Origin of the sequence: Acinetobacter portensis (genome assembly GCF_010646905.1) — a bacterium.
Lineage (GTDB): Bacteria > Pseudomonadota > Gammaproteobacteria > Pseudomonadales > Moraxellaceae > Acinetobacter > Acinetobacter portensis.
This window is the reverse complement of the sequence record NZ_JAAARQ010000002.1, coordinates 2,285,291-2,312,109: the sequence shown is the minus strand read 5'-3', so window position 1 is coordinate 2,312,109 and position 26,819 is coordinate 2,285,291. Positions and strand designations below refer to the sequence as shown.

Sequence of the window (26,819 nt, the reverse complement as noted above, 5' to 3'; positions counted from 1 at the left end):
AAACCAAGAACATTGAATAATCCTTATTTTTTCATCATTTTCACATCGATAAATAACATTCACATTTCACAAAATTTAAAGTTTTTTATTCTAATCATTCCACCAATTTTTTCTTGACCACTCCGCTATTCAAAGGCAACATGAAGTGAAGAATCTAGATACAGTAGCATGCCATGACTTACCAATATCACGATGAAAGCATTGTCAAAAACTTAGCGGAACATACGACGTTTGTATTCGGTAGCAATATGGCAGGTGAACATAGCTCTGGCGCTGCAAAAATAGCTTTGGAAAATTTTGGCGCACTAAAAGGCGTTGGTCGTGGATGGTCGGGACAAAGTTTTGCTATTCCAACCATGAATGAGCATTTACAGCAAATGCCACTGTCACAAATTCAACACTATATTGATGATTTTAAAATCTACTGTAAAAATCATCCTAAAAATAAATACTTCTTAACTTCTATTGGATGCGGTACTGCAGGCTATACCGTTGAAGAAATTGCACCTATGTTTAAAGGCATTAGCCACAACGTAATTTTCCCTGCATCTTTTCGACCATTTGTAGAAAAAACACTCCCAAAGCTTAATCAAAAATTCTTACATACGCTTTTTAATGAAGAACGTATTTTTTCAGCACAAGAAGATAACTCGATGCTTGATCAGTTAGATTTATCTGACAATGAAATCAGCCTAGCGAAAATTATCGTGAATACGCAAATGTACCCAAATGACAGTAATGGTCGTGATCGTAGCTTTGAAATTGAAGATATTTTGCATAATCTAAAGGCAAAAGCGATTCAATTCCCTGACGCTCTAGAAGCACGTTTTATTATTGGTGGCGCTGTATTGGCAACGCTTGAACTTTATAATATCAATGAATCTGATTTTATTGATGCTTGGACGGGTATTCACGAAATTGCACCTCCACGCCCAGCTCATAAAGCAAAAAAATAATTTTTAATTTACATAAAAATAAAATACCAAGACAAACTGCATACCACCTTATAATAGGTATGCAGTTTAAAAATCGATTAAGACAATAAAAATCATAGATATTTTATAGAGTCCATATCATTATTCATTTGTTCTTTTTAATTTTTTAGTGATATATTTCACGTTATTAAAACGTATAAAAATATTAGGTATTTATAAATGGAGATTCTCGATTCTTCAATTTTTGATTTATCACCAATTCCTTTTTGGCTTGAAGATTTTAGCGAAGTCAAAAATCAATTTGATATTTGGAAAAATGATGGGGTAGAAAACTTAGAAGACTTCTTAAGAGAAGATATGTCTAGAGTTTTACACTGTGCAAATTTAATCAAAGTCCTTAAAGTAAATCATAAAACTTTAGAGCTTTTTGAAGCAAAAAATGTAGATCATCTTCGTGAAAATTTAAGTCAAATTTTTAGCAATGATATGGCAGAAAGCCACATACACGACTTACTAGCTTTGTGGAATAATCAATCACATTTTTCCAATACAGCGGTCAATTATTCACTAACAGGAAAGCGCCTTGATATTCATTTAAGAGGAACTGTTTTACCAGGTCACGAAGATAATTTATCTCTGATTTTACTGAGTACAGAAAACATTACCTCTTATCAGGATGCTTGTCGTTTAGAAGCTCACAGTCGTTCGATTGCAGAAGCACGTTTCACCTATTCGCCAACATCTTTATGGGTAGAAGATTTTAGCCGTATCAAAACCCGTCTTGATCATTTAAAAGCAATTGGTATAGAAGACTTTGTAACGTTTTTAGATGTACACAATGATTTTATTATTGAATGTCTACGTGATATTTCAATTATTGATGTAAACCAAGCGACACTTAATTTATTTGGTGCTTCATCTAAAGATCATTTACTACAAAATATTTATACCGTATTTGGTCATGAAACATTAAACACCTTCCGTGGGCAACTCATTGAATTATGGAAAGGTAATATTCACCACCAATGTGAAGCTGTAAATTATGCGCTAGATGGAAGTATTAGACACGTTCTACTGCAATTTACCATTTTCCCAGGTTTTGAAGATAATTGGAGTATGGCGCAACTTGCGCTTACTGATATTACTGCACGTAAAAAAGCTGAAAATTATCTAGAATATTTAGGCAAACATGATGTGCTCACCAAACTTTATAATCGCTCATTTTATAGTTCTGAAATAAACCGAATTGAACGCAGTACGCTTCGACCTGTTTCTTGTATTTATATTGATATGAATGGGTTAAAAGAAATAAATGATACTCAAGGACACGATGTTGGTGATGACTTATTAAGACGTACAGGCGCAATCTTAACTCAACTCATTCACAATACACTTTATAGCGCATCACGTATTGGTGGTGATGAGTTTGTTGTACTTCTACCCGGTGCTGATGAAGCGGCATTACAAAGTAGTCTAGATGCGTTATATGAACTCATTCATATAGATAATCAATTTTACTCAACCCAAAAGATTAATTTTGCAATTGGTTCAGCGTCATCTCAGAACAATGAACGCATAGAAGATATGCTAAAACGTGCAGACAAAGCGATGTACTTACAGAAAAGAGCATTTTACCTCTCTCTGAAACATGAAAAAGAAAGTGTTTGAAAATTGAATATAAAAATAGGTGCTTATAGCACCTATTTTTAATTAGCGTTTACCCATTGAACGACGTGTCCCACGCGGAGGCATCCACGTACGATCTGCATAAGGTTGCGGTTTTGGACGTAAATCCTCTACTTCTTCATCTGCATTTTTAGCGTCATTCGCTTCTTTGATAGGAAAAGGTAGCTTTACCATGGGCTTTTTCTTGGGAGTATTTTGGGTGCTCATTAGATTCACTCAATTATAACTGTACATATTGTACGGAATTTTTAAAAACTGTGCGACCCCTTCCCCCTAAAAGCCACAATCATTTCCTTAGACTTCAACGAAGTTCATCATATTTTTAATTTTTTTATGATTTTGTAAAAATTATGTACGCCTAATGGCTTCATTTTAGGATAAGATAATATGCTTTTTATTTTTTAAACCCCATAAGAAGGAATACTGCCGTGGACGTACGTCTCTCTGATCGTGTAAATGCCATCAAACCGTCCCCTACACTAGCTGTTACCAATAAAGCTGCTGAATTAAAAGCTGCGGGTAAAAATGTTATTGGCTTAGGTGCGGGTGAACCGGATTTCGATACACCGCAACACATCAAAGATGCAGCAATTGCAGCAATCAATAATGGTTTCACAAAATACACGGCTGTTGACGGTACGCCAGGTCTTAAAAAAGCAATTATTGCTAAATTTAAACGTGACAATAACCTTGACTATGCTGCAAACCAAATTTTGGTTTCTTGTGGTGGTAAACAATCATTCTTTAACTTAGCTTTGGCTTTGTTAAACAAAGGTGATGAAGTTATTATCCCAGCTCCATTCTGGGTAAGCTATCCAGATATGGTAATCATCGCTGAAGGCGTGCCTGTTATTGTAAAATGTGGTGAAGAACAACGTTTCAAAATCACACCAGCTCAATTAGAAGCTGCAATTACTGACAAAACACGTTTGGTTGTTTTAAACAGCCCTTCTAACCCGACTGGTATGATCTACACGAAAGCTGAATTAGAAGCTTTGGCTGAAGTTCTTCGTAAATACCCAGAAGTTTATATCGCTTCTGATGATATGTACGAACCAATCCGTTGGGATGATGAATTCTACAACATCGCAACTGTTGCACCAGACCTTTACGACCGTACAATCGTTCTTAACGGTGTATCAAAAGCCTATGCAATGACTGGCTGGCGTATTGGCTATGCAGCGGGTCCTGCAAAACTTATTGGTGCAATGAAAAAAATCCAATCTCAATCTACTTCAAACCCAACTTCAATTTCGCAAGTTGCTGCTGAAGCTGCATTGAATGGTCCCCAAGATGTTCTTGAGCCAATGATTGAAGCATTCAAACGTCGTCATGACTTAGTTGTAAATGGCTTAAATACAATCAACGGTATTTCTTGCTTACCTGCTGATGGTGCATTCTATGCATACGCAAATATCCGTCCGTTAATTCGTGCGAAAGGTTTAAAATCTTGCACAGAATTCTCTGAATGGTTATTGGAAGAAACTGGTGTTGCTGTAGTTCCTGGCGATGCATTTGGTTTAGGCGGTTTCATGCGTATTTCTTATGCAACTGCTGACGAAGTTCTTGTTGATGCACTTGCTCGTATCAAAAAAGCTGCTGATTCAATTGAAGGCGTAGACGCTGCGATTGCTTCAATTGCTGCTGAAAAATAATCTGGATTAACAACAGATTTAAAAAAACCCGCGTTCTTCGCGGGTTTTTTATTACATATATGAATCAGATAAACATGTGCTGAATTACATTTTCACAACTCAGTGTCATCACTCATATTCTATAATTCTAAGAACAGTAAACCTCTTTTATCAATCATAAAATGAAAAAACCTTAATAAATAACATTAAATAAGAAGGATATAACAATGATCTTAAATAAAAATAATCTTAAAATTTTAATACTTGGCACATTAATTGGCGGAATTATAAGTTCATTGGTGAAATGGGGTAGCGAAGTTAATATGCCCCCTCGTATGCAAGGTGATATTTCCCCTCCTGCTGCACATATAGATGCTTGGCTTGGTCCCTTAGGTTTCCATTCAAATAGCTTAGATTATATCTATCAAGGACATACTATTTCTGGTGCAGTCACTTTATATCATTGGTTATTTAGCTTTGCCTTTGTGTTTATATATATTTTAATTTCAGCTTATTGGCCTAAAATTCGTATGGCTTATGGTGCGCTATACGGTCTTATTATTACTGTTGTCATGCATGGCTTTCTTATTCCTGCTCTAGGTTTTCGAAATCCTATTTATGCAAATGGTGAAAAAGGTTGGCTATGGAATTTAAACTCAGCTGAATTATGGAGCGAAATTATTGGACATATTTACTGGGCTGTATCGATTGAGATCTGCCTCGTTTTTGTATTAGCTTTGGCTGCAAAACCGATTCGTGGTTATTGGACATAATTTATACTTTTCAATAAAAAAGCACCCGAAGGTGCTTTTTTTAAACTCTTTATTTTACTTATGGTTTTACAACAACCATCACTTGAATAGCTTCTGGTGTTACCGCTAAACCATCTAACAAGCTAATTCCTTCTTTTTGGAATTTTTGTAGACGTGCAATTTCATCTTCACGAATGCTTGGATTAAATTGTTTTAAGTAAGTTAAACGGTCAATTTCATATTGCCATTTATTACCATACACTTCTTTCGCTTGTTGCTTGAAGTTCGGCAAAGCTGATTTTGCAATTTCTAATGCTTGAGCATAGCGTGTTTCAATAATTTCATGACGCGCTTTCACAACTTGACGGCAGCTATTACCATCTAAATGATGTAAATAAGGTTTTAAAATTTCAGGTGCAATTTTTTGCGATAAATCCTGACCTTTTTCACTTAATAATACACGTACCAATTGTTGCGGTAAGCTTGATGGCAAATTCAATGCTTTTGGCGCAACAACATCTACCTTGAACCATACTTCAATAAGTACCGAACCTTGCGGTAAAGCCGCAGATTTAAGTACAGCAACGTTTGTACTACCAAAACCTTGTGTGCTGATCATTTCCATTACACTTTCAGTAAATGGATGTTCTAGCGTTAAGTATTGTGCATCTTCACGAATTTGCGCTTGATCACGGTAGAACGTAGCCGTCATACCTTCTTCATCAAGTGTAATTCCTTGAACTTGCATTTGGTCTGTTGGTTTGATGATAACCGTACCGTTGCTTTGCTCATCAAAATCGATATTTGTAGACGCCATAAAGCGTTTCATAAACATCGGCAAAGTTGTATTGTCATCATAGTCTTCAAGTGCAGTCACAATTTCTTGTGCAACAATTGGACGGCAAGAGTTATATTCAAGCAAACGGTCACGACCGTTTTGAAGTTCAGCTTCTAACGCTTCACGCTGAACCACAACCGCTTCAAGTAACTCTTCAAACTTTTGCCCCATATCTGCAAGCAAACAATCTTTTAAATCTACAATAAAGTTTTCTTGTAGTGTTTGCGCCGTTGGTGAAATATTACCAAAGATGTTTAAAGCTTCGTTGTACCAACGGAACATACGTTCTTGCGCGGTACCTAACAAATAAGGCACATGAATTTGAATACGGTTTTCTTGACCAATACGGTCTAAACGACCAATACGTTGTTCAAGTACATCTGGGTTTGCAGGTAAGTCGAATAAAATTAAGTCAGATGCAAATTGGAAGTTACGACCTTCTGAACCAATTTCTGAACATAATAAAATTTGTGCACCATACGAATCTTCTGCGAAATATGCAGCAGCTTGGTCACGCTCTAAAAGGCTCATGCCTTCATGGAACATTGCAGTACGAATACCCGCATGAATACGAAGTGCATTTTCTAAAGCTTCAACGACTGGGCCACTACGTGCAATAAGCAACACTTTTTTGTGTTTCAACTGCGTACGAAGCATTTCCATAACCCACGAAACACGTGGATCAGTTTCCATCCAAGCACCGTCTAGTTGTGCTTCTTCAGGCCACATTTGTTCACGCAATTTACCATCTTTAGACCATTTTTCTGGTGCAGGTAAAGGTGCAGGCTGACAATCACGCCCTGGGAAGCCTTGAATTGCTTCACGTGTATTGCGGAATAAAACACGACCTGTGCCATGACGATCTAATAATTCATGAATCGCACGGAAACGTTGTTCAGGGTTATCTTCAATGCGACGACCCAATAATGCTTCAAGTGCAACCAAATGTGCTTCTTCTAAAGCAAGATCAGACATCAACACTTCAGCAATTTTCGCTGTTTGTTGATATTGCTCTTCTTCATCTAAGAAGCGATCTAGAGAATTAAAACGTTGCGGATCGAGTAAACGTAAACGAGCAAAGTGTGATTCCACACCAAGTTGTTCAGGTGTTGCAGTAAGAAGTAATACACCCGCAGTTTGTTGAGCAAGTTCTTCAACTAAGTCGTAACGATCGTTACCACCATCTTCTTCGCTCCACATCAAATGATGTGCTTCATCGACAACAAGAAGGTCAAAACCTGCTTCCATTGCTTGCTCACGCAAATCATCATGGTCAATCATTAAATCGACACTTGCGATAATGCATTGTTCTGTCAAGAATGGGTTTAAATCTGGATCATGTTCTTTAATAGACGCAGTACGTGTTAAATCGAACAATGAAAATTGAAGATTGAAACGACGACGCATTTCAATCATCCACTGATATTGCAGTGAATCTGGCACTAAAATCAGGATACGTTCAGAACGACCTGTTTTAAGTTGTTGATGAATGATTAGACCTGCTTCAATGGTTTTACCCAAGCCTACTTCATCTGCAAGTAAAACACGTGGTGCAAAACGCTGACCCACTTCATGTGCAATATAAAGTTGATGCGGAATAAGACCAACACGTGAACCAATCATGCCGCGTAATGGGCTAGATTTCATGTTCGCTTGCATCAATAAAGATTCAATTCGTAAGTCGTACCATTCTTTATAATCGATTTGGCTTGCAAGTAAGCGCTCTAAAGGCTTAGATAACTGAATGCTTGCACCAATACGTGTTTCATTTAAAGACTTACGTTCTTCCGTTCCATCTTCAAGCGTACGATTCACATTATAACGAATGACACCATTACGATCTTCAAGAGAATCCACAATCCACGTTGTGCCTTCTTGATCCATCACTTCATCTTTAGCTTTAAAGATAATACGAGATAAAGGCGCATTGCTCCGTGCATACACACGAGTTTCATCACTTTTGGGGAATAAAATGCTGACCGATCGCTCATCTACATCAATAAGAACTCCTAAACCAAGTTCTGTTTCTGTGTCTGAAAGCCAACGTTGACCAATAGCAAACTGCTGCAATTTTTTCCACCTTTATCTAAGAAGTTAGGATGTGTTTTTCATTCAATACCATTGATTAGCATTTGACCAAAAAACAACACCTTTAAGCAATATATTTTGACATAAAGCCCACCAAAAAGTGAGCTAAATTAAATCTCTTGAAACACTTTCACCCTAAAAAGGGACTGCACAATAAAACTCAACAGATTGTTCTGTTTTAGGATGATGAAAGCTTAATTTTTCCGCATGTAAACATAAACGTGGCGAAAGCTGTTGTTGCTCTGGCGTTGCATATAAGGTATCTCCAATAATTGGATGACCTAAATATTGCATATGTACACGGAGTTGATGAGAACGACCTGTAATTGGCGTAAGTTGAACGCGCGTTACATCTTGTCCTTGAATTTGAAAATGTTCAGTTGCCTGCCAATGTGTTAAAGCAGGTTTATTATGAGATGGTTCTGCAATATGCAATGGCGGTCTAGATGGATCATAAATGACTGGAACATCTACCGTTCCCTCATCTTCTAAATGACCTGCAACAATGGCTTGATAAATTTTTGAAGTTTGACGTTCTTGAAATTGGCGTGAAATGCGGTTTTGTCCGAATTTCGATAAACCAAAGACTAAAATACCTGAAGTATCTCGATCTAAACGATGAATAAGCAAAGTATTCGGTTCTACTGCAAGTAAACGATTGATCACACAATCTTGTAAATCTGGTGTTTTCCCAGGAACAGTGAGTATCCCTTCTGGCTTATGAATCACCATGAAATCTTCATCACGATGAATCAGGTGTTCGGTTAGAAAATTACTCAAGTTTCAATTCCAAGCTGATCACGAAAACAAGCGAGCAATGATAAGAATCTTAACTATAAAATACAATGTTCAAAGCGTTAATAACCGACGAAATTTCCGATTTAGCCAAATTAAATTTTCAATTTGTGTTTTTTTAATGCGGATTCACTAAATAATTCATTAGGCTTGCAAGCGTTAAGTCAGGTTTAAAATCTTCGTAACGAATATTTGAACCATTTACGCGCCACAATTCAACCAAACTGACTATAGAAACAGAGTTTAACCCATAACTGCTTAAATATTGATTCGGATCTATTTCTAAAGGCTCTATATCTAAGGCTTCGGCAATTACCAATAAAATACCTTTGCTCGACAGAATAAATTCTTTAGGCGCACTTAATGACCACAAACGCAATAAATTATACGTGTTTATATGATGGATTTTTTGCTTTGAAATGCTTTCAATCCATTGAATATGTTGTTCAATATTCGTAAGCAAAATTGCATCATCTATTACACAAATATTTTCAGTGACTGAATTTAGATATTCGAGTAATTGTTTGGCTTGCGCTGAAATTTTACCTGTCACGATAAGCTGTTTTCTTAGACTAAGTTGTTCGCCCAACAACATCATGCCTTGCATCATTTCATTTGCGCTTAAAGATACGACTGGAATATCTAAAGCTTTGGCTTTTTTCATCAACACATTGAAATGCTGATTTAATTCTGAATTTTGAAAATCATTTTCTTGCTGTAATTCATTTAAACCCAAAAGAAGTAAAACACTTTCTGTAGATGATAATGCCCATTTGGCTTGGCTCGCGTCGAGTTGAATTTTCTTTGGGAGTGGATAGAACATTGAAGAGCAATTTCATGTGATTTAAAGAATTATACAAATGAAAGATTTTTTGAGGTAGTTTTCAACCATAAAAATATGATCAAACAAAAAAATATTTATTTCGCTCAATTTAATCACATGATTTTATTAAGGCTGTATAAATTGATCTTTATTAATCTTTTCAGGTGTCTGACCTGTCATAGTATTTAAAGTGATTCCCGTACTATAAGTGGTATAGCCATTTCCATGATCCGTTCTATAAATAACATGTTGATGATTACTTTTATAAAATTGCGTTGAATACCCCCAAAATCTATCTAAACCCTGCCACTCCCCATCACCCGTTGCATATTCAATTGTATACTCACCTAAAGGAGCAAGTGTTTCCGCTTTACTATATTTGGGTAGTTGAACCACAACATGTAATGTATTTGTCATCTTATCTCTTACTAGAAAAACAGCATCTTTGTCTTTAGTTGTGAAAGTGAGAGAACCTTTTACAGAACCATCTAAAGGAAAGTTGTTCATGGTGTTTTGTACAAACGGTCGTGCATATTGGCTTTCTAATATTTTTTGTTGCTGACTAAAATCTTCGATTTCTTTCAAACCATTAACATTTGTATTTTCAATACTTTGTTGATTGGGAATTTGCTGATGATTTTCTTTAATTCTTTTTAAATCATCTTTATAGAATAAAAGCACCATGACACCAACAGCAATGATCATTCCACCAAATTGACTAAAGAATGAATTTTTATTATTCGCCCCCATATTTCCCCCAGAAATTGAAAAACAAAAAAAATTATCTAAGTTATTATTTTATATAAAATTTAAGCGATAGATAGATGTAATTTATAATAAATTTCTACTTTTCTATCTATCGCTTTTTTGAATTAATTCACTTGAGCTAAAAATTTCTCAATGGCATGTTGAGCAATTTCTGCATCTTGGAATGCTTGAACACCTGAAACACCCACAGCGCCAACCACTTGTCCCTCATAAACAATTGGCAAACCACCTTCTAACAAACCCACAAAGTTTGAAATTGAAAGGAAACCACCACGACCATTTTTAATCATATCTTCAAATGCTTTTGAAGGTTTATGACTAATAGCAGAACACTTTGCTTTCTCTAAACTTACTGTCGCACTAATGGGTGCTGCGCCATCCATACGTTTGAATGTCAATAAACTACCCGTCGCATCAACAACAGCAATACTGACATTAAATGAATGCTCAATAGCATATTTTTGTGCTTGATCTAATAAGAATTCTGCATCTGCTAAAGTTAAATAATGTGTAGTTTTCATAAAATGTCCTTAATTTATTCTAAAATTTGCTCAATAAAAAAGCCCGTAGCATATCAACTACGGGCTTTAGTTTAGCTAATTTCTAGCCTATTTGTTGTTTATTTCTGCAAAAACTTCTTTCGCCATTTGAATAGTATATTCAATATCTTCATCTGAATGTGCTGCTGAGAAGAAGCCTGCTTCAAAGGCAGATGGGGCAAGGTTTACACCACGTGACAACATCCCGTGGAAGAATTGACGGAATGCTTCAACATCACATTTCAACATTGAATCAAAGCTTGTGATGTCTTCTTGGTCGGTGAAGTACATACCAAACATACCACCCACTTGTTGAGTCTTAAATGGTACACCTGCATCTTTTGCTGCTGCTTCTAAGCCTGCAAGTAATGTTGCAAGTTTAGCGGTTAAGTTTTCATAGAAACCTTCAGCACGTAGATGTTTAAACATCTCAATACCCGCACGCATTGCAAGTGGATTACCCGACAATGTCCCTGCTTGATACACTTTACCAAGCGGCGCGATACATTCCATCACTTCACGTTTACCACCAAATGCACCCACAGGTAAGCCTGCACCAATGATTTTACCTAAAGTCGTTAAATCAGGTGTTACGCCGTAATGAGCCTGCGCACCACCTAGCCCCACACGGAAACCTGTCATTACTTCATCAATAATGAAGACTGAACCATGTTCATCACATACATCGCGAATAGCTTGTAAGAAACCATCAATTGGTTTTACAAGATTCATGTTGCCTGCAACAGGTTCAACAATGACCCCTGCAATTTCAGAACCAAATTTAGCAAAACATTCTTTTAAAGTTGCAATATCGTTGTACGGAAGCGTAAGCGTATGTTTTGCAAAATCGGCAGGAACACCTGCTGAAGTCGCTTCGCCCTCACCACTTGTCAATAGACCAGAACCTGCTTTCACAAGTAACGAGTCTGAATGACCGTGATAGCATCCTTCAAACTTAACAATTTTGTCACGCCCCGTATAACCACGTGCAAGACGAATTGCTGTCATTGTTGCTTCTGTGCCTGAGTTGGTCATACGAACCAATTCAATAGACGGCATAATTTCACAAATAATGTCCGCTAAAGTTGTTTCGTGTACCGTTGGCGCACCAAAACTTAAACCATCTACAGCAGCAGTTTGAACGGCTTTAATAATTTCAGGATGTGCATGACCCAAAATCATTGGACCCCATGAACCGACATAATCTACATAGCGTTTGCCATCTACATCGTACAAATAAGCGCCTTGCGCTTTTTCAATAAATACTGGCGTACCACCTACACCATTAAATGCACGTACAGGTGAATTCACACCACCTGGAATATGTTTGCTTGCTTGTTTGAACAATTGTTCTTGCTTTGGAGATAAACTCATGAAAATCACTCAACTCAAAAAATAAAAAAATTAAGCTTGTTCAGCAAATAGTTCTGACCAATCATATACACGTTGACCAACCGTAGACATTGAACGACCTAAAACATCACTAATCACCGCACATAAATCTGCACCCGCAGCAATCACTTCAGCACCGTTTTCAACGGTCAAACCACCAATTGCACAAATAGGCACATTCAACTTCGCTTTTGCTTGTTTTAAAGTTTCAAGACCGATATTACCCGCTTCAGGTTTTGTATCAGTGGCATAAATTGCACCAAAAGCAACATAGTTTGCTCCATCGGCAATGGCTTGTTCTGCCAATTCAATAGAATTATTACAGCTACGACCAATCAGAACATTTTTTGGTAAACGTGCTACTGCTTCTGCAATTGAGCCATCATCTTGCCCTAAATGTACCCCTACGCCATATTCAACTGCAGTATCTAAATCATCATTGATGACAAAAGGTACTTTGTATTGGGCACATAAATGCTTCATATAGCCAATTTCATAGGCTTGTGCTTCTTTTTGAACATTCTTACGACGATACTGTAAGACAGCCACTTCATAAGTTGCCATTGCACCTTCAAGCTTTGCTAACAAAAGCTCAATTGGATCATCGTTAGTAATTAAATATAAACCGCGCATCACATCTGCCGAAATTTGTCTTATGCCGAATTATCTCACAACCCTATGAGATAAATCATTTAAACATGTAGTAATTCATTATTTTTCTATTGAATTATTGATGCTTTATAAGCTTTTGGCATAAAAAAAACCTAGAGAGGTCGCTCTAGGTTTGGAAACTGGATATTTAACATTAAAAATAAATTAGTGTTTCAACACTCTACCCTATTTTTTAAAAATATTAGAGCTTTTATTTCAATTTTTTCATACTAATCATAAAAATAAATATAATTATTGCTATATTTTTCGAATATTTACATTAACTCTTAATTTTATCAAATGCTCTATCTCTTAAACTTAAGTTACCTCTTAATACATCCGAGAACATTTTCCAGTCTGAAATAAAGCTATAAATAGGTTGTTTAAAACTTGCAGGTTTATTTTTTTCAAAAACAAAATGCCCAATCCAAGCGCAGGCATAACCTGAAACTAAACCATAAACAAAATATTTAGCCTGACGCTGTCGAATGGCTTTGCTAAAAAAATACAACCCAATGCAACTACCTGCAACGTGTAAACGTCGACTCATGATATTTCGATGCTCGGTTAAGTAGAAGCGATAAAATTCATGATAATTATGAATGGGTAATTTCAATTCTGGCTGAATATTGACATTAAAATTTTGATCCATCTTTATATTCACTGATATCTTCCTGATACGTTTTAATCACGTTAAACCATTTTTCGCTTAAATTAAAGCCACTTCTTTGTAATCTAGATTCGTCAAGCCTTACATCAAAATAGATTTTCGATACAATCAAGGTTGAACATATACAACATTATTTTTGCGCTATACATAACTTTAATAACGCATATTCACGTGAACTGACTCATCTCACACATTGAGATTAAAACTAGGACAAAACTTATGACCGAAGTTGAATTAAAATTTCAAATTCATGAATCAAGACGAAATGCTTTACTTAAAGCTTTAGATCCTAAAAAGTCAGAAATCATTCAATTAAAAGCAAAATATTTTGATACGGAAGATCGTTTACTTGCACAAAATCATGCAGCATTACGTCTTCGCCTAGAAGGTACGTGTTGGATTCAAACTCTAAAAGCTGCGGGAAAAAGCCATATTCAACGCTTTGAACATAATTATGATTTAGGCGAATCTGAGATTCCACCTGAATTGAATTTAGACATTTATAAAGATGATGCTGAAGCAACACAAATTTTAACCAATGCTTTAGGACAAAATTTTGATGCGCTTAAACTGCAATTTGAAACGGATATTGAACGAACTTCACGTGTAATTCCATTTGAAGATACGCATATTGAAGTCAGTCTGGACATTGGTACAATTCGTGCTGAACATGGGGAATCTCCCGTTCATGAAGTTGAATTTGAACTGAAAGATGGTTCTATTAAAAGCTTACTTGCTTTTAGTTTTGAGTGGGTTAAGAAATATCAACTTTGGTTAGATGTACGTAGCAAAGCCGAAATTGGCAATTTACTTGCACAACAACAAATTGTTAGCCCTGCACAATACGCTAAAGAATTTCAACTCAGTAAAAAAGACAGTGCTGATATAAATCTACGCTTGTTAATTTCTCAACAACTTCAACATTTACTACCAAACATTGCCGCTATTTCTGCATTACTTGCGGAAAAGTCACATATTGAGCAAGCGCAAACTGCGTTAAATCATTTGTATTTAAGTTTGCATATTTTTAAAGATTGGAGCCCTTCTCTTTCAAATAAATGGACAAATCAGCTGAATGCTTTTAAACAGCAATTTGAAAATTTACAGCATTTACAACATATGCAAGATACTTTGGGCACATTTCTACAAAATCCAAATACATCTTCAAATTTGGAAAAAGATATTCTTTATGCCAAAGAAAAGCTGAATAATTTAGTTAAATCGACACAAAATGTTCATCACTTTCTTGAGCTTTTAACCTTTAGTTTAGAAACAAGTGAAGTATCTCAAAAGCAAGATTTAAAAGCTTTTGCACAAAATACGTTGCAACATCAGTATAAAATTTTGCAAGAAAGTTTGAGTCAGGCGGAGATTAGTAATTTTGAAAGCTTAGATTTACTTGCAACGCATATTAGTGAATTGAAATTTAGCTTTCCAATTTTAACCCATATTTATGATGTTAAAAATTTGCAAAAATACAGCAAAGCTTTAAATGATGCCCAACTGGCAGCACATGAATATTTGGTTCTATCTTCTTCGGCTTTATACATTCAACAAACAGAATTAGAAGCAAGCGATTGGTTTGTTTTAGGTTGGCTTACAGCCAAGCAAGAAGTTTATGCAGAGCGTTTACTAGAAGCAACAGAACAATTTATGGTGAGCCGTAAATTCTTGAAATAATTGATTTAGAATAAAAAAGCGAGGATGAATTCCTCGCTTTCTTTTAAATTTAGATTTTGTATAAGATGTTTTATGTTACATAGGAATAATTTAGTAGAAATTTTATAGTTAATATAATGTACTTTCCAAAACATATTTTCTAAGAGATTCATGAATACATGATGCATACTAATCAAATCTATTTAGATACGAAAATTGTTGCTCGTTTAGTTAAGGATCAATTTCCTGAATATCAAGAAATGGAAATTAAGCAATTAAATACCCAAGGAACAACTAATGCAATTTTCAGAATAGGCGTAGATCTAGTTGCTAAATTTCCTTTACAAAAAATAGATGAAAGAGAAAACGGTAAAATTATTCAAAAAGAAGCCTTGGCGATTGAAGAATTTTCAATACATTCAGATTTTCCTTGTTCAAAGATTATAAGTCTTGGCAGACCAAGCTCAATTTACCCAATGTCATGGATGTTACAAAGTTGGTTAGAGGGTGATATTGCAACACCTAATGATTTTTCTTCGTCTATATCTTTAGCCCAAGATATTTCAGCCCTTATAAAGTCATTAAGATCTATAAATGTAAATGATCGTATTTTTGATGGACAAGGACGAGGGGGAAATCTTCTTGATCATGATCAATGGATAGCTACGTGTTTAGAAAACAGTAAAAAACTACTAAATACCTCAATATTAAGCTCCTTATGGGAAAAATTTAGAATACTTCCAAAACTTGATAATGATGTTATGAGTCATAAAGATCTTATACCTGCCAACATACTTGTTAAAAATAATAGACTTATTGGGGTACTTGATTGCGGTAGTTTTGGTGTAGCAGATCCAGCTTTAGATTTAGTTTCGGTATGGCATCTTTTTGATAAAGAAAGAAGAGAGCTTATAAAAAATAATTTAGATTCAAATGACCTTGAATGGGAGCGTGGTGCGGCATGGGCATTTCAACAAGCAATTGGATTAGTTTGGTACTATGAGAAAACTAATCCAAGTATGAGTGAGTTAGGAAGATCTACTCTAAAAAGGATCCTTGATGACTTTAAAATATAATTAATAAATTTTAAAATTAACATAATACACCCATACAAAATCATTTTAATTATTTCTTTTAAATCAAAATCTTACCATACACCTAAAAGCCCAAGTACACACACTTGGGCTTTTCCGTTAATTATTCACGTTCCGCACCTACTACCTACTTTTAAGCAATGTTTTACAGTTTTATTTAGTCTCATTAAACACTCAATCAGAAAAAAAATATCCATATAAAATAAGCATAGATGACCAAGTCATTATTAATTTTACACTTAACGATATTTCCCAAATACTTTCCACGTATTGTTATCTGCCAATGGGTCGTTATAACTATCACTACGTTGCTTACGTGGCTTCTCTCGAGCATCGACCAATTCAAAGTCATTTTCTATACTAAGAACAATACCATTCACATAAAACCGTGTGCGTGTGTAATCACTTTGCCCATGTTGAAACACATAAGTTCTTAAATCAATAAACTCACGATGTGCAACTAAAGCAGCAGTATCATCACTGTCCAACCATTGCGACATTGCTTGTATTTGTTCTGGTTCAAATTGCCCACACTTTTCAATAAGGCTTGCAATACCACGAAAAGTTTTCGACTCTTTTGCACGTGTTTTATTAATACGAATTCGGTCTACATGAAAATAAAACAATGGCAAATTTAAATGACTCGGCAAATGAATTTCATCAAGCACTTCATCTTCCATAAACGGCTGAAATAAATCTTGCGCCCTTTCAATTAAGCCCGTCCATTGTTTGTAATATTCGTCTACTTCCGACTTTGTGCCGTAATAAATGGGTAAGCCTTCTACATTGGCTAAATTTGTAGGTGGCCAAGTATTTTGGCGCAATAAAGCGATATCACTTTTTAAACGTTGAACCGCAATGGCATCTTGCATTGAATATTCCATAATAATGCTTAGGCTATTTTTAGATTAAGCGAAAGGTTCCGTTTCTACAAGCCTTTGCCTATAATGCAGCATTAGATTTTTATACTAGGAAAAGCTCATGGTTCAAAAGATCGAAGCGACGGATGTTACTGAAGAAGAAGCTTTGAATGCTATTTTCTTTGAACGTGCTGATGAATTTATCAAACAAGCAAATGAGTTTTGCCGTGTAGAAAAAGGAACTCAAGAAAAGCCAACTGAAAAGCGCGGTCAAGTGAGTGCTGCAATGCTTTTTGGTACAGCTCGTTTTAACACTTGGGTTGCTGCCAACAATTTCAAAGATGGCAACGAAATGCGCGATGCCAAAGACCAAGTGATGTCTTATATTCTTCAGCAATTCCAAATGATGTTGGAAGATAACTACGATGAATATTGTGAACAGTTTGAAAACTACTTACGTTTCCGTCATAACGAAGAGTTTCATGCCAATAAGCACAATCACGAACATGATCACAAGCATTAATATTTAAATGCTATGTCATAAAAAAAGCCCTTTCGGGCTTTTTTTTTATTTGTTTCTAGAATGATCGATGAACAATTTATTTTGCTGCTTTACCATATTGGTCGGACATCACTTCAACAAATTGATCGAGCTTAATATATTTTTTAATAACAGCATCTACATCTGCTTTAGTCACTTGAGCAAAACCTTGATCTTGCTTTTCACGCGCATATAAATCGCGTCCACGCTCTAATTGTGAAGTAAGCATGCCATGAATACGACGTTCATCTTCCAACGCTGTAACACGTTTTTTAAAGATATCTGCTTTGGCTGCTTCAACCTCTTGTTCCGTTACACCATTTTTCAATAAATCATTGAGAACTTTATGAACAGCTTGTGAAACTTGTGTCGCCTTTCCTGCTGTGTAATTTGCACTGATGCCTAATGCACCACTTTCAATTTGGTCACTGAAGTTCAAAGTGCTGCCAAAACCATAAACAAGTGCATTTTTTTCACGTAATTCTTGAGCTAAACGAGAAGATAATTGCGATACACCTAAAATATTTCCAAACACAACAAGCGCAGGTCGATCAGGATTATCAGCGCCTACAGGAAATGGCATTACGCTGACATAACTGCCAAATTTACGTTGCTCTGCAAGCATATGATGTTTTTGTGCAGGATAGGTGGAATACGGACTCTGCAATTTTTCATAAGCTTCTTTACCATTCCACTTAGAAAATTCAGACTTTAATAATTTCTTGATTTTCTTCGCATCAAAATCACCAGTAATTGCAATTTGTGAATGATTCATCGCAAAAAACTGTTGATACAATGCTTTTACTTGCTCATTGCTTGCTTCTTGTAATTGCTTTTTAGCAAACTCAGGTTCGAAATGATAACGTAAATCACCGGGTTGGTTCTTCTCTACAATTCTTGTGATTGTTAAAGCAGAAACCATATCAGGTTCTGTATATGGACGGTCTAAACTTGAAAGCGATTGCGATTTAATTAAATCGAATTGGGTTTGTTCAAACTTAGGAGCTTTCATCAATTCAATTGCAAATTTAAAGAACTCTTCAAATTTCTCTTTCTTCGCAACAATTTGAATGTTTACACCATTACCACTCCCCGATGCTGAAACACCACCACCTGCTTCAATCGATTTATCAGCAATATCTTGTAAGCTATACTTATCCGATCCTCGTAGCATGAGATATGCCATTAAATCGATAACTTGACCTTTATTAAATAGAGATTCTGCCGTACCGAAATCTACATTAATGCTGGCATAAGTTTTATCGTCACGAGTAGATGTAGAATAAAGTGCATATTTCACACCATTTTTAAACTCACCACGCTCAATTTTCTTTTCTGTACTTTCAATATGTTTTTTAGATGAATCAACAAAAGCACTTACTTCTTTTTTATAGGTTGATATATCTTTTAATGGTTCTGGCTTTTCGTTAGAAGCATCTAAAGTTTTTGTATCTGTTTCATTTACATCTAAAGTGAGTGCTTTTTTCTGATCTTCTGGTGTCGGTTGAATATCACCAATAATTCGATTTTTAGGTGACAAGAATCCTTTATACACCTGATTAACATCATTTACTTTTAAGTTTTGAACATCTGTCAAATCTTTAAAATATCGAGTCCAATCACCATCATAAGCAATGGCATAATCACCTAAACGTGAACCTAATGCAGATGCGTTATTTTTAACGCTCTCTGCTTGGTTAATCGTCATTTTTTTAATACGATTTAACTCAGCCTCTGTAAATGGCTTATTCTGTTCAACACCTGTATTTAATGAGTTTTGAACTGTTTTTTCATTATGGTTAGGTGCATAAACTGCCCCCATAAACACCATATTAAAATCTTTATCTAACCATGTTGTAGATTGCGCAGCTGTCGCAATGCCAGTTTCTACAATACTTTGATATAAATGCCCACTTGGTTGTAAAGTATATAAAGTTGGAGACATTGCCAATGCTGTTTTCACATTTTCATTTGCTCCTGTTAAATAAATATTAAATTTTGCAAGGTCACTGCCTTTTTGAACCTTAAATACTTTATTTTGAATTTTTGTGCTGTCTAATGCAGGCACGGTCGCTTGTTTTGGAATTTTTCGAGTTTGAATTGAACTAAAACTTTGATCAATTTGCTTTAAAACTTCAGCTTTATCAAATTTACCTGAAATGACCATAATGGCATTATTTGGCGCATACCAATTTCTATAAAAAGTATTCAACTCGCTCATTTTAATCGACTGTAATTCATTTAAATCACCAATAGGTAAACGCCCTAAATGTTGATTTCCATAAGCAGTTTTAAACACTTGATCTAGTAAAACAGAAAATGGTTGATCTAAACGCACTTCACGTTCACGTTTTACAATCGCAATTTCTGAAGGGACAAACTTTTCTTGTAGAACAAGTTTATCCATGCGCTCAGCTTCAAGATGAATAATTTCGTTTATTGCTTTTTGTTCTGGACGAATAATATTGATATATTGAGTTGCATAATAATCTGTACTTGCATTATTCGATAAAGTGTACTGATTTAAACGACGTTGAAATTCTTCGCCTTTTATATTTTGCGTGCCTTTAAAAGCTAAATGCTCTAATAAATGTGCTAAACCACCCTTACCTTTAGGATCATTCAAAGAACCAGTGCGATAAATCGTGTTCATATACACTTTATTTTCTTTATCATTTTGTGCAAGGATGACACGAAAACCATTATCTAAGGTGTATTCTTCAATTTTCTGTTCTGCTTTAAACAATACAGGTTGAGCAAAAACAGATGAACCTACTCCCAAAAGAAAAAATGAAACAACACATTGGTTAAAGCGAAAAAGCATAATCACTCCAAAAGATTAATCTCTTTTTAAATACGTCATTCAAGACACAATTAAAATGCAATCTTTTTTATTTTATTAAAAAACAATAATTTAAATCAATAATCAAATTTAAACTGTAAAAATGGTCAGAATCGAAAATAGAGACCTAATTCCAATCTGACCAATATTTTAATTGTAAACAATTCTCAGTTAACAATCTTTATTTTTCACAGTTTAACAACCAATAAAAACATGAAATTTATTCTTTTTATTTCACATCTTTACCATATTGATCTGCCATAACCTCGACTAACTGATCAAGCTTAATGTATTTTTGAATAACAGCATCAACATCGGCTTTAGTCACTTTAGCAATATGTTGATATTTGCTTTGCAAATAAGACATATTACGATTGTGCTTGAGTTGAGGCGCTAATAATTCATGAATATTCGATGCATTTTCTAAACCTGTAGCACTTTGTTTTAATAAATCGGCTTTTGCTGCTTCAACTTCTTGTTCGGTGACACCATTCTTCAACAAATCATTTAGAACTTTATGAACGGCACGTGAAACCAATTCAGATTTACCAGCAGTATAATTCGCTGAAATTTCAAGATAACCCGAGTCTTCATAATCACTAACAGTCACAGATTCATTAAACCCATACACCAAGGTATTTTTTTCACGCAACTCTTGACCTAAACGTGAAGATAATTGTGATTCTCCCAAAATATAGCTCAATACATACATTGCCTGTGTGTCAGGACTATCAGCCCCCATCGCTATAGCTAGATTTGCTTTGTAATGACCAAACTCTCGTTGCTCTGCAAGTAAATGATGTTTTTGTGCCTTTACTGGCTGATATATTGCACCAATTGGGGCATAGTCTTCTTGTCCATTCCAGCTTGAAAGCTCTGTTTCTAACAAGGCTTTAATTTGTTGAGGATTAATTTCACCTGTTACTGCAATTTGAGCATGATGCATATTAAAATATTTCTTATAGAAACTTTTTATTTGTTCATTTGTGACTTTATTAATAGATTTTTTACTAAATTCTGGGCTAGAAAAGCCACGTAAATCGCCTTCAGGATATTGATTTACCAATTTACTCATAGCAAATGTAGCGACAGTTTCAGGCTCTGTATAAGAACGATCTAATCGATTTAATGATTTAGTTTTAATCTGATTAAATTGTGATTTATCGAATGTTGGAGTTTTAATTAGCTCTAGAACAAATTTTAAATAATCAGAAAAATGTGCTTTATCAGCCGAAACTCTAAACTCGATAGAATTACCATTGGGTACAACTAGAACCTCCCCATCGGCTTCAATAGATTTATCCGTAATGTCTTGTAATGAATAACGATCAGAACCACGCATCATTAAATATGCGGTTAAATCAATCACTTCACCTTTATTGAATAAACTTTCAGCCGTACCAAAATTTACGACCAAATTTGCATAGCTCTGATCATCTAATGTACTTGTTGAATAAAGTGCATATTGCAAACCATTATTTAACTTCCCTCGTACAATCTCAGATTCTGCCTCTTTGGAATGTTCAATAACGTCTTGTAAATAATGAGCACTTTCTTTTTTATAAACTGTCACATTTTTCAATGGTTGAGGCTTTTCATCAGCATTATTCATTAATGTATCTAATACTGTATGTGCATCTGCTTGCATTACTTTTTTTCGGATTTTGAAGTTGGGGTGATTTCTGAGCTAATACGATGATCAGGCTTGAAATAAACTCTTAATTGTTGATTAATCGTATTTACATCTAATTTTTGTGTTACTTCTCTATCTTGAAAATACTGAATCCAATTTCCCTTATTCAAAGCCACACTATCACTTAGTAATTCACCTATTTTTGTTGCATCTTTAAAATCAGCATCTGCACTATTTTTGAAAACAGTTTTAACACGGCTCAAATCTACATCATTAAATAATTGAAATTGCTCTACACTTGTAATTAATGATTTATCAATTTTTTTCACATTTTGTGATGGTGCATAATCAGCACTTACAATCATCAAATTAAAATCAGGTGTTATCCATGGAGACATCGTAGCATCATCCACAATCCCTGTATCCACCATATTTTTATATAATTGCCCACTAGGCTCAATGTTGAACAATAATGGTGTAATGCTCAAAATAGGTTCAATTTCAGGTTTTCTAGGTGTGATATAGATATTCATTTTCTGGTAGCTACTACCTTTTTGAACACTAAAATACTGATCTTTTATCTTTGTCAGATCAACCACTGGAACTACTGTTTGGTCTGGAATTTTTCTAGCAGGAATAGTACTAAACTTTTGATCTAAAACATTTAGTAAAGATGTTTTATCAAAATTACCTGTAATCACCATTACCGCATTATTTGGTGCATACCATTTCCGATAAAATTGATTTAACTCCGTCATATTAATTGATTGTAATTCACCTAAATCACCTATAGGTTCACGTCCTAAATCTTTATTGCCATAAATTGCTTTAAATACTTTATCGATTAGCAAAGAAAATGGTTGATCCGAGGTCAACTCACGCTCACGTTTAACAATCTCAATTTCAGAAGGCACAAATTTTTGTTGAAGTACAAGCTTATCCATTCTTTCAGCTTCTAAATAAATCACTTCATCAATGGCTTTTTGGTCTGCCCGAACCTCGTTGGTATATTGAGTCACGTAATAATCTGTACTAGCATTATTAGACAACGTGTATTGATCAAGTCGTTTTTGAAAATCGTCACCTTTAATATTCTGCGTACCTTTAAAAGCTAAATGTTCTAATAAGTGCGCCATGCCTCCCTTACCATTCGGATCATTTAGAGAACCTGTTTGGTAAATCATGTTTATAAAGGCTTTACGTTCTTTATTATTTTCAAACAGTATAACTTTAAGACCATTATCAAGTTTATATTCTTCAATTTGTTTATATGATTGCTGTAAAACAGGTTTTGCAAATATTGCAGTACTTAAACCTAGAGCCAATAAAGAAACCGTTAATGTTTTGAGTTTTAATTGCATGGAATAACCTATTTAAAAAATGATGTTTTATTTTTATCAGGCTTCAGAATATATCTTTCAGTCAAATAAACTCTGTTAAGTTTTACAAAAAAAACCACCTTAAAGGTGGTTAACTGAAGAATTCTAAAATTAAATATAAATGTCCGCTTTCATAAATAATGTTCCATATCCCGAAATTTCTATACGATCATTTTCGAGTATTTCGCAATAAAGCTCGCCACCTCTTTTTGAAGCTTGATATGCCAAAATTTTACTTTTACCTAGTTTCTCAGCCCAAATAGGTGCAATTCCCGTATGAATTGAGCCTGTAACAGGATCTTCATCTATGCCATTTGCAGGTGCAAAATAACGTGAGACACAATCGTATTTGCTTGAATTTGCGGTGATTGCAACATCTAAATCAGATGCATCTGCTGTGATTGCTGTTCTTAATTTTCCAAGATTTTTTAATAATTCTAAGTTTGGCTTTTCATTTAATATGTCTTGTACATTTTCATATTCAATTATGTAGGCTTGCGCATTTAAATAAACATTTTTAAATGGCTTCGAAAATGCCTGATCTAGTAATTCAGGATACTTTTCTAGCTTTTCTGCACGTCTAATAGGAAAGTTCATCATGATTTTCCCGTCATCCGCCTGTGTAACAATAAAAATACCTAAATGTTTAACATGGAACTTTATTTGCTTTTTTAATGTGTAATCTTTAAATAAAACAAAGCTACTTGCTAAAGTGGCATGCCCACAAAAATCGACTTCTGTGGTCGGTGTAAACCAACGAATTTCATAATTTTCATCATCAATTACTTTTACAAATGCTGTTTCTGCCAAATTATTCTCTAAGGCAATATTTTGCATAAGAGCTTCATCTAACCAAGAATCTAAAACTAAAACAGCAGCAGGATTTCCTTTAAAAAGCTCTGTGGTAAAAGCATCGACTTGATACATTTTCATGATGAGTGCCTGATATTAATCGTGTTATAACCAAACAATAAGCTAGATTATTCTTCACTTAAAGTAAAAGATCACAGTAATTTGTCAGTTATTCATTGAAATGACATTGAATTTGTTTAAACTGCCCATATAAATATCAAAACATCACAAAAATGTAGAATTTTGCTCAATTCTATTCTACATAATTAGCTTTTCGCTTTATGATGTACCCTTAAAATTTGACTGGATCAATAACATGACTGCTATTGCAAACAATCTTGTGGTTTCTTTCCACTACACATTGACTAACGCAGAGGGTGAAACTCTGGACCAATCTCAAGGTGAGCCACTTGCCTATTTGCACGGTGCAGGTAACATCATTCCTGGTCTTGAAAATGCTCTTTTAGGCAAAACTGTTGGTGAAAAATTCACTGTAAACGTTCCTGCTGCTGAAGGTTATGGCGAATACAACCCAGACCTAGTTCAAGAAGTTCCTGCTCAAATGTTCCAAGGTGTTGATAACATCCAAGCGGGCATGCAGTTCCAAGCTCAAACTGATGACGGTGTTCAAATCGTTACTGTTAAATCTGTTGAAGGCGACAACATCATTGTTGATGCTAACTTCCCACTTGCTGGTCAAGATTTAACTTTCGAAGTTGAAATCGTTGAAATCCGTGAAGCTTCTGCTGAAGAATTAGAACACGGTCACGTTCATGGCGTTGGCGGTCACCACCACTAAGTTGTCATTGAATAAAAAAAGGCAAAGTTTTCACTTTGCCTTTTTTTGTTTTCTTTGATTGATGAATTGAGCATTTCTTATCAAAGTAAACTTACTAAATTTAATTTAGCATTGGTTTCAAACTTCTCTTGAAAAAAAGGTGTTTTATAAATCATTTCCATGGAATAAAAATGCTCTAAAACTTTAGCCCTTTTCAATACATAGACTTCTTTTTTAACAGCTATATATTCATCCCCAATCTGCTTTTCATATTCCAAAAAACGCTTTTCATTCGATCCTAAAATAGCAAGGTCAATATCTAGAAAATAACTTAAATCTGAATCTTTAGAAGATTCATGCTTTTGGCTTGCAAGAATCCATTTAAAAATTTGATCAATTGCACACTCAGGAAGAAAATTAGAAAAAAATGCTTTCATTTTTTCTGCACTTTGTAATTCATTATCTTTAGCTAAAGGATCATAAACAACATCATGAAACCAAATAGCAAGTTCAACCAACAAAGGGCTATTTAAATTAGCCTTTATTTCCTGAAAATGGTCTAAGCATTCAATAATATGCTGTACCGTATGGTAATGACGATGTGGTTCCGTATACGCATTTAGAAGATATTCATAAATTGTACAGCTTCTGTCTTTTTCTATGTTAAAACGATGTGCAAAATCATCCCAATACAACTGAAATTGATGAAGCTGATCAATCATGAAAACATTCCTACACATATAAAATCAGGCAACTTGCTCATCACGTTTAAATACAAGTTCACCTTTTAATGAACTATCCGCATCAAAATAATAACCATCCGTATTAAATGATTTTAAATCATCAGCTTTTTCAATTTTATTTTCAATAATATAGCGCGCCATTAAGCCACGTGCTTTTTTGGCATAGAAACTAATTACCTTATATTTTCCATTTTTTTGATCCAGGAAAACAGGTTTAATAATTTCTGCATTAATTTTGCTTTCTTTCACCGATTTATAATATTCATCGGATGCGATATTCACCAAAATTTCAGATTCAGTTTTCGCTAAATCGTTATTAATTAAATTGGTGATGGTCTGTCCCCAAAATTCATACAGGTTATGACCACGCGCATTTGCAAGCTTCGTTCCCATTTCTAAGCGATATGGCATCATTAAATCAAGCGGGCGTAATAAACCATACAAACCAGATAACATTCGCAAATGATTTTGTGCAAATTCAATATTCTGATCCGTTAATTGATAGGCATCTAAACCTGTATATACATCACCTTTAAAGGCAAAAATTGCTTGGCGAGCATTTGAAAAATTAAAATCAGATTGCCAATCTTGAAAACGATCAACATTTAATTTTGCAATTTTTTCACTCACACTCATTAAGCTTGCAATATCGGTTGCAGATAATTTTTGACAATCTTGAATTAATAATTCTGAATGATCTAAAAGCCTTGGAATTGTATATTGATCTGTTGGCAAGGTTGTTTCGTAATCTAATGTTTTTGCGGGTGATATTAAGGCTAGCATAAAAGACCTGGTCAAAAAGTAACTAATCAGACTATAACAGTCGGTTTATTTTAATGCCAATTTGTGTTTTTTATAAACATAATC

The 26,819-nt window shown here is 34.8% G+C and carries 22 protein-coding genes and 1 pseudogene; 8 read left to right on the top strand and 15 right to left on the bottom strand.

Features of this window, described 5'->3' with window-relative positions; all coding sequences use genetic code 11:
* The first annotated feature begins 173 nt into the window (after window positions 1-173).
* Window positions 174-956 (top strand): A1S_2505 family phage non-structural protein, encoded by a 783-nt coding sequence (locus GTK57_RS10950; RefSeq protein WP_163123498.1) that lies wholly within the window; start codon window positions 174-176, stop codon window positions 954-956.
* A 198-nt stretch (window positions 957-1,154) separates the two neighbouring features.
* Entirely contained in the window at window positions 1,155-2,603 is a 1,449-nt protein-coding gene (locus GTK57_RS10945; RefSeq protein WP_163123495.1) for a sensor domain-containing diguanylate cyclase, read from the top strand.
* A gap of 42 nt (window positions 2,604-2,645) precedes the next feature.
* Here the strand turns inward: GTK57_RS10945 and GTK57_RS10940 are convergent, their stop codons facing one another.
* A complete protein-coding gene (locus GTK57_RS10940) occupies window positions 2,646-2,828 on the bottom strand; it encodes a hypothetical protein (protein ID WP_152875087.1) in 183 nt (60 codons plus the stop codon).
* A gap of 221 nt (window positions 2,829-3,049) precedes the next feature.
* Here GTK57_RS10940 and GTK57_RS10935 point away from each other — a divergent pair, with 221 nt between their 5' ends.
* Together GTK57_RS10935 and GTK57_RS10930 are read left to right on the top strand one after the other, a co-directional pair.
* On the top strand, window positions 3,050-4,276 hold the full coding sequence (locus GTK57_RS10935) for a pyridoxal phosphate-dependent aminotransferase (RefSeq protein WP_163123492.1): 1,227 nt from the start codon (window positions 3,050-3,052) through the stop codon (window positions 4,274-4,276).
* Window positions 4,277-4,482: 206 nt separating this feature from the next.
* Window positions 4,483-5,028, top strand: coding sequence for a DUF1440 domain-containing protein (locus tag GTK57_RS10930; protein ID WP_152875089.1), 546 nt, complete (start codon window positions 4,483-4,485; stop codon window positions 5,026-5,028).
* Window positions 5,029-5,086: 58 nt separating this feature from the next.
* Here the strand turns inward: GTK57_RS10930 and rapA are convergent, their stop codons facing one another.
* From rapA to GTK57_RS10890, 8 genes are all read right to left on the bottom strand, one after another.
* Window positions 5,087-7,915 carry an RNA polymerase-associated protein RapA gene (rapA, locus tag GTK57_RS10925; protein WP_163123489.1) on the bottom strand — a complete coding sequence of 943 codons (2,829 nt, stop codon included), beginning with the start codon at window positions 7,913-7,915 and terminating at the stop codon, window positions 5,087-5,089.
* A gap of 153 nt (window positions 7,916-8,068) precedes the next feature.
* Complete coding sequence (locus GTK57_RS10920) at window positions 8,069-8,713, bottom strand: RluA family pseudouridine synthase (RefSeq protein ID WP_152875091.1); 645 nt, start codon at window positions 8,711-8,713, stop codon at window positions 8,069-8,071.
* Window positions 8,714-8,846: 133 nt separating this feature from the next.
* On the bottom strand, window positions 8,847-9,551 hold the full coding sequence (locus GTK57_RS10915) for a phosphopantetheine-binding protein (protein ID WP_163123486.1): 705 nt from the start codon (window positions 9,549-9,551) through the stop codon (window positions 8,847-8,849).
* Between the two features lie 126 nt (window positions 9,552-9,677).
* Entirely contained in the window at window positions 9,678-10,301 is a 624-nt protein-coding gene (locus GTK57_RS10910; protein ID WP_163123483.1) for a hypothetical protein, read from the bottom strand.
* A 122-nt stretch (window positions 10,302-10,423) separates the two neighbouring features.
* Window positions 10,424-10,840 (bottom strand): GlcG/HbpS family heme-binding protein, encoded by a 417-nt coding sequence (locus GTK57_RS10905; protein WP_152875095.1) that lies wholly within the window; start codon window positions 10,838-10,840, stop codon window positions 10,424-10,426.
* A gap of 87 nt (window positions 10,841-10,927) precedes the next feature.
* Window positions 10,928-12,232, bottom strand: coding sequence for a glutamate-1-semialdehyde 2,1-aminomutase (gene hemL / locus GTK57_RS10900; RefSeq protein ID WP_152875097.1), 1,305 nt, complete (start codon window positions 12,230-12,232; stop codon window positions 10,928-10,930).
* Between the two features lie 30 nt (window positions 12,233-12,262).
* Window positions 12,263-12,883, bottom strand: a complete 621-nt coding sequence (gene thiE, locus GTK57_RS10895; RefSeq protein WP_152875098.1) for a thiamine phosphate synthase — start codon at window positions 12,881-12,883, stop codon at window positions 12,263-12,265.
* Between the two features lie 298 nt (window positions 12,884-13,181).
* Window positions 13,182-13,553, bottom strand: a complete 372-nt coding sequence (locus GTK57_RS10890) for a DUF962 domain-containing protein (RefSeq protein WP_163123480.1) — start codon at window positions 13,551-13,553, stop codon at window positions 13,182-13,184.
* Between the two features lie 237 nt (window positions 13,554-13,790).
* Between GTK57_RS10890 and GTK57_RS10885 the strand changes: the two genes are divergently transcribed.
* Both GTK57_RS10885 and GTK57_RS10880 read left to right on the top strand, forming a co-directional pair.
* On the top strand, window positions 13,791-15,251 hold the full coding sequence (locus tag GTK57_RS10885; protein ID WP_163123477.1) for a CYTH domain-containing protein: 1,461 nt from the start codon (window positions 13,791-13,793) through the stop codon (window positions 15,249-15,251).
* A gap of 161 nt (window positions 15,252-15,412) precedes the next feature.
* Window positions 15,413-16,306, top strand: a complete 894-nt coding sequence (locus GTK57_RS10880; protein WP_163123475.1) for a phosphotransferase — start codon at window positions 15,413-15,415, stop codon at window positions 16,304-16,306.
* Between the two features lie 257 nt (window positions 16,307-16,563).
* Here GTK57_RS10880 and GTK57_RS10875 read toward each other — a convergent pair whose 3' ends face one another.
* On the bottom strand, window positions 16,564-17,196 hold the full coding sequence (locus GTK57_RS10875; protein ID WP_163123472.1) for a hypothetical protein: 633 nt from the start codon (window positions 17,194-17,196) through the stop codon (window positions 16,564-16,566).
* 109 nt (window positions 17,197-17,305) lie between these two features.
* Here GTK57_RS10875 and GTK57_RS10870 point away from each other — a divergent pair, with 109 nt between their 5' ends.
* Window positions 17,306-17,707, top strand: a complete 402-nt coding sequence (locus GTK57_RS10870; RefSeq protein ID WP_163123469.1) for a DUF3144 domain-containing protein — start codon at window positions 17,306-17,308, stop codon at window positions 17,705-17,707.
* Window positions 17,708-17,783: 76 nt separating this feature from the next.
* Here the strand turns inward: GTK57_RS10870 and GTK57_RS10865 are convergent, their stop codons facing one another.
* The 3 genes and pseudogenes from GTK57_RS10865 to GTK57_RS10855 form a co-directional block, all read right to left on the bottom strand.
* Entirely contained in the window at window positions 17,784-20,549 is a 2,766-nt protein-coding gene (locus GTK57_RS10865; RefSeq protein WP_163123466.1) for a M16 family metallopeptidase, read from the bottom strand.
* A gap of 247 nt (window positions 20,550-20,796) precedes the next feature.
* Window positions 20,797-23,561, bottom strand: a pseudogene (locus tag GTK57_RS10860) (M16 family metallopeptidase).
* 129 nt (window positions 23,562-23,690) lie between these two features.
* On the bottom strand, window positions 23,691-24,512 hold the full coding sequence (locus GTK57_RS10855) for a PhzF family phenazine biosynthesis protein (protein ID WP_152875107.1): 822 nt from the start codon (window positions 24,510-24,512) through the stop codon (window positions 23,691-23,693).
* Window positions 24,513-24,747: 235 nt separating this feature from the next.
* On the opposite strand from GTK57_RS10855, the gene GTK57_RS10850 reads away from it, so the two are divergent.
* A complete protein-coding gene (locus GTK57_RS10850; protein ID WP_152875109.1) occupies window positions 24,748-25,230 on the top strand; it encodes an FKBP-type peptidyl-prolyl cis-trans isomerase in 483 nt (160 codons plus the stop codon).
* An 80-nt stretch (window positions 25,231-25,310) separates the two neighbouring features.
* Here the strand turns inward: GTK57_RS10850 and GTK57_RS10845 are convergent, their stop codons facing one another.
* Complete coding sequence (locus GTK57_RS10845; RefSeq protein ID WP_163123463.1) at window positions 25,311-25,931, bottom strand: HD domain-containing protein; 621 nt, start codon at window positions 25,929-25,931, stop codon at window positions 25,311-25,313.
* A gap of 24 nt (window positions 25,932-25,955) precedes the next feature.
* Window positions 25,956-26,735, bottom strand: coding sequence for a peroxide stress protein YaaA (yaaA, locus tag GTK57_RS10840; RefSeq protein ID WP_163123460.1), 780 nt, complete (start codon window positions 26,733-26,735; stop codon window positions 25,956-25,958).
* Window positions 26,736-26,819 lie beyond the last annotated feature (84 nt).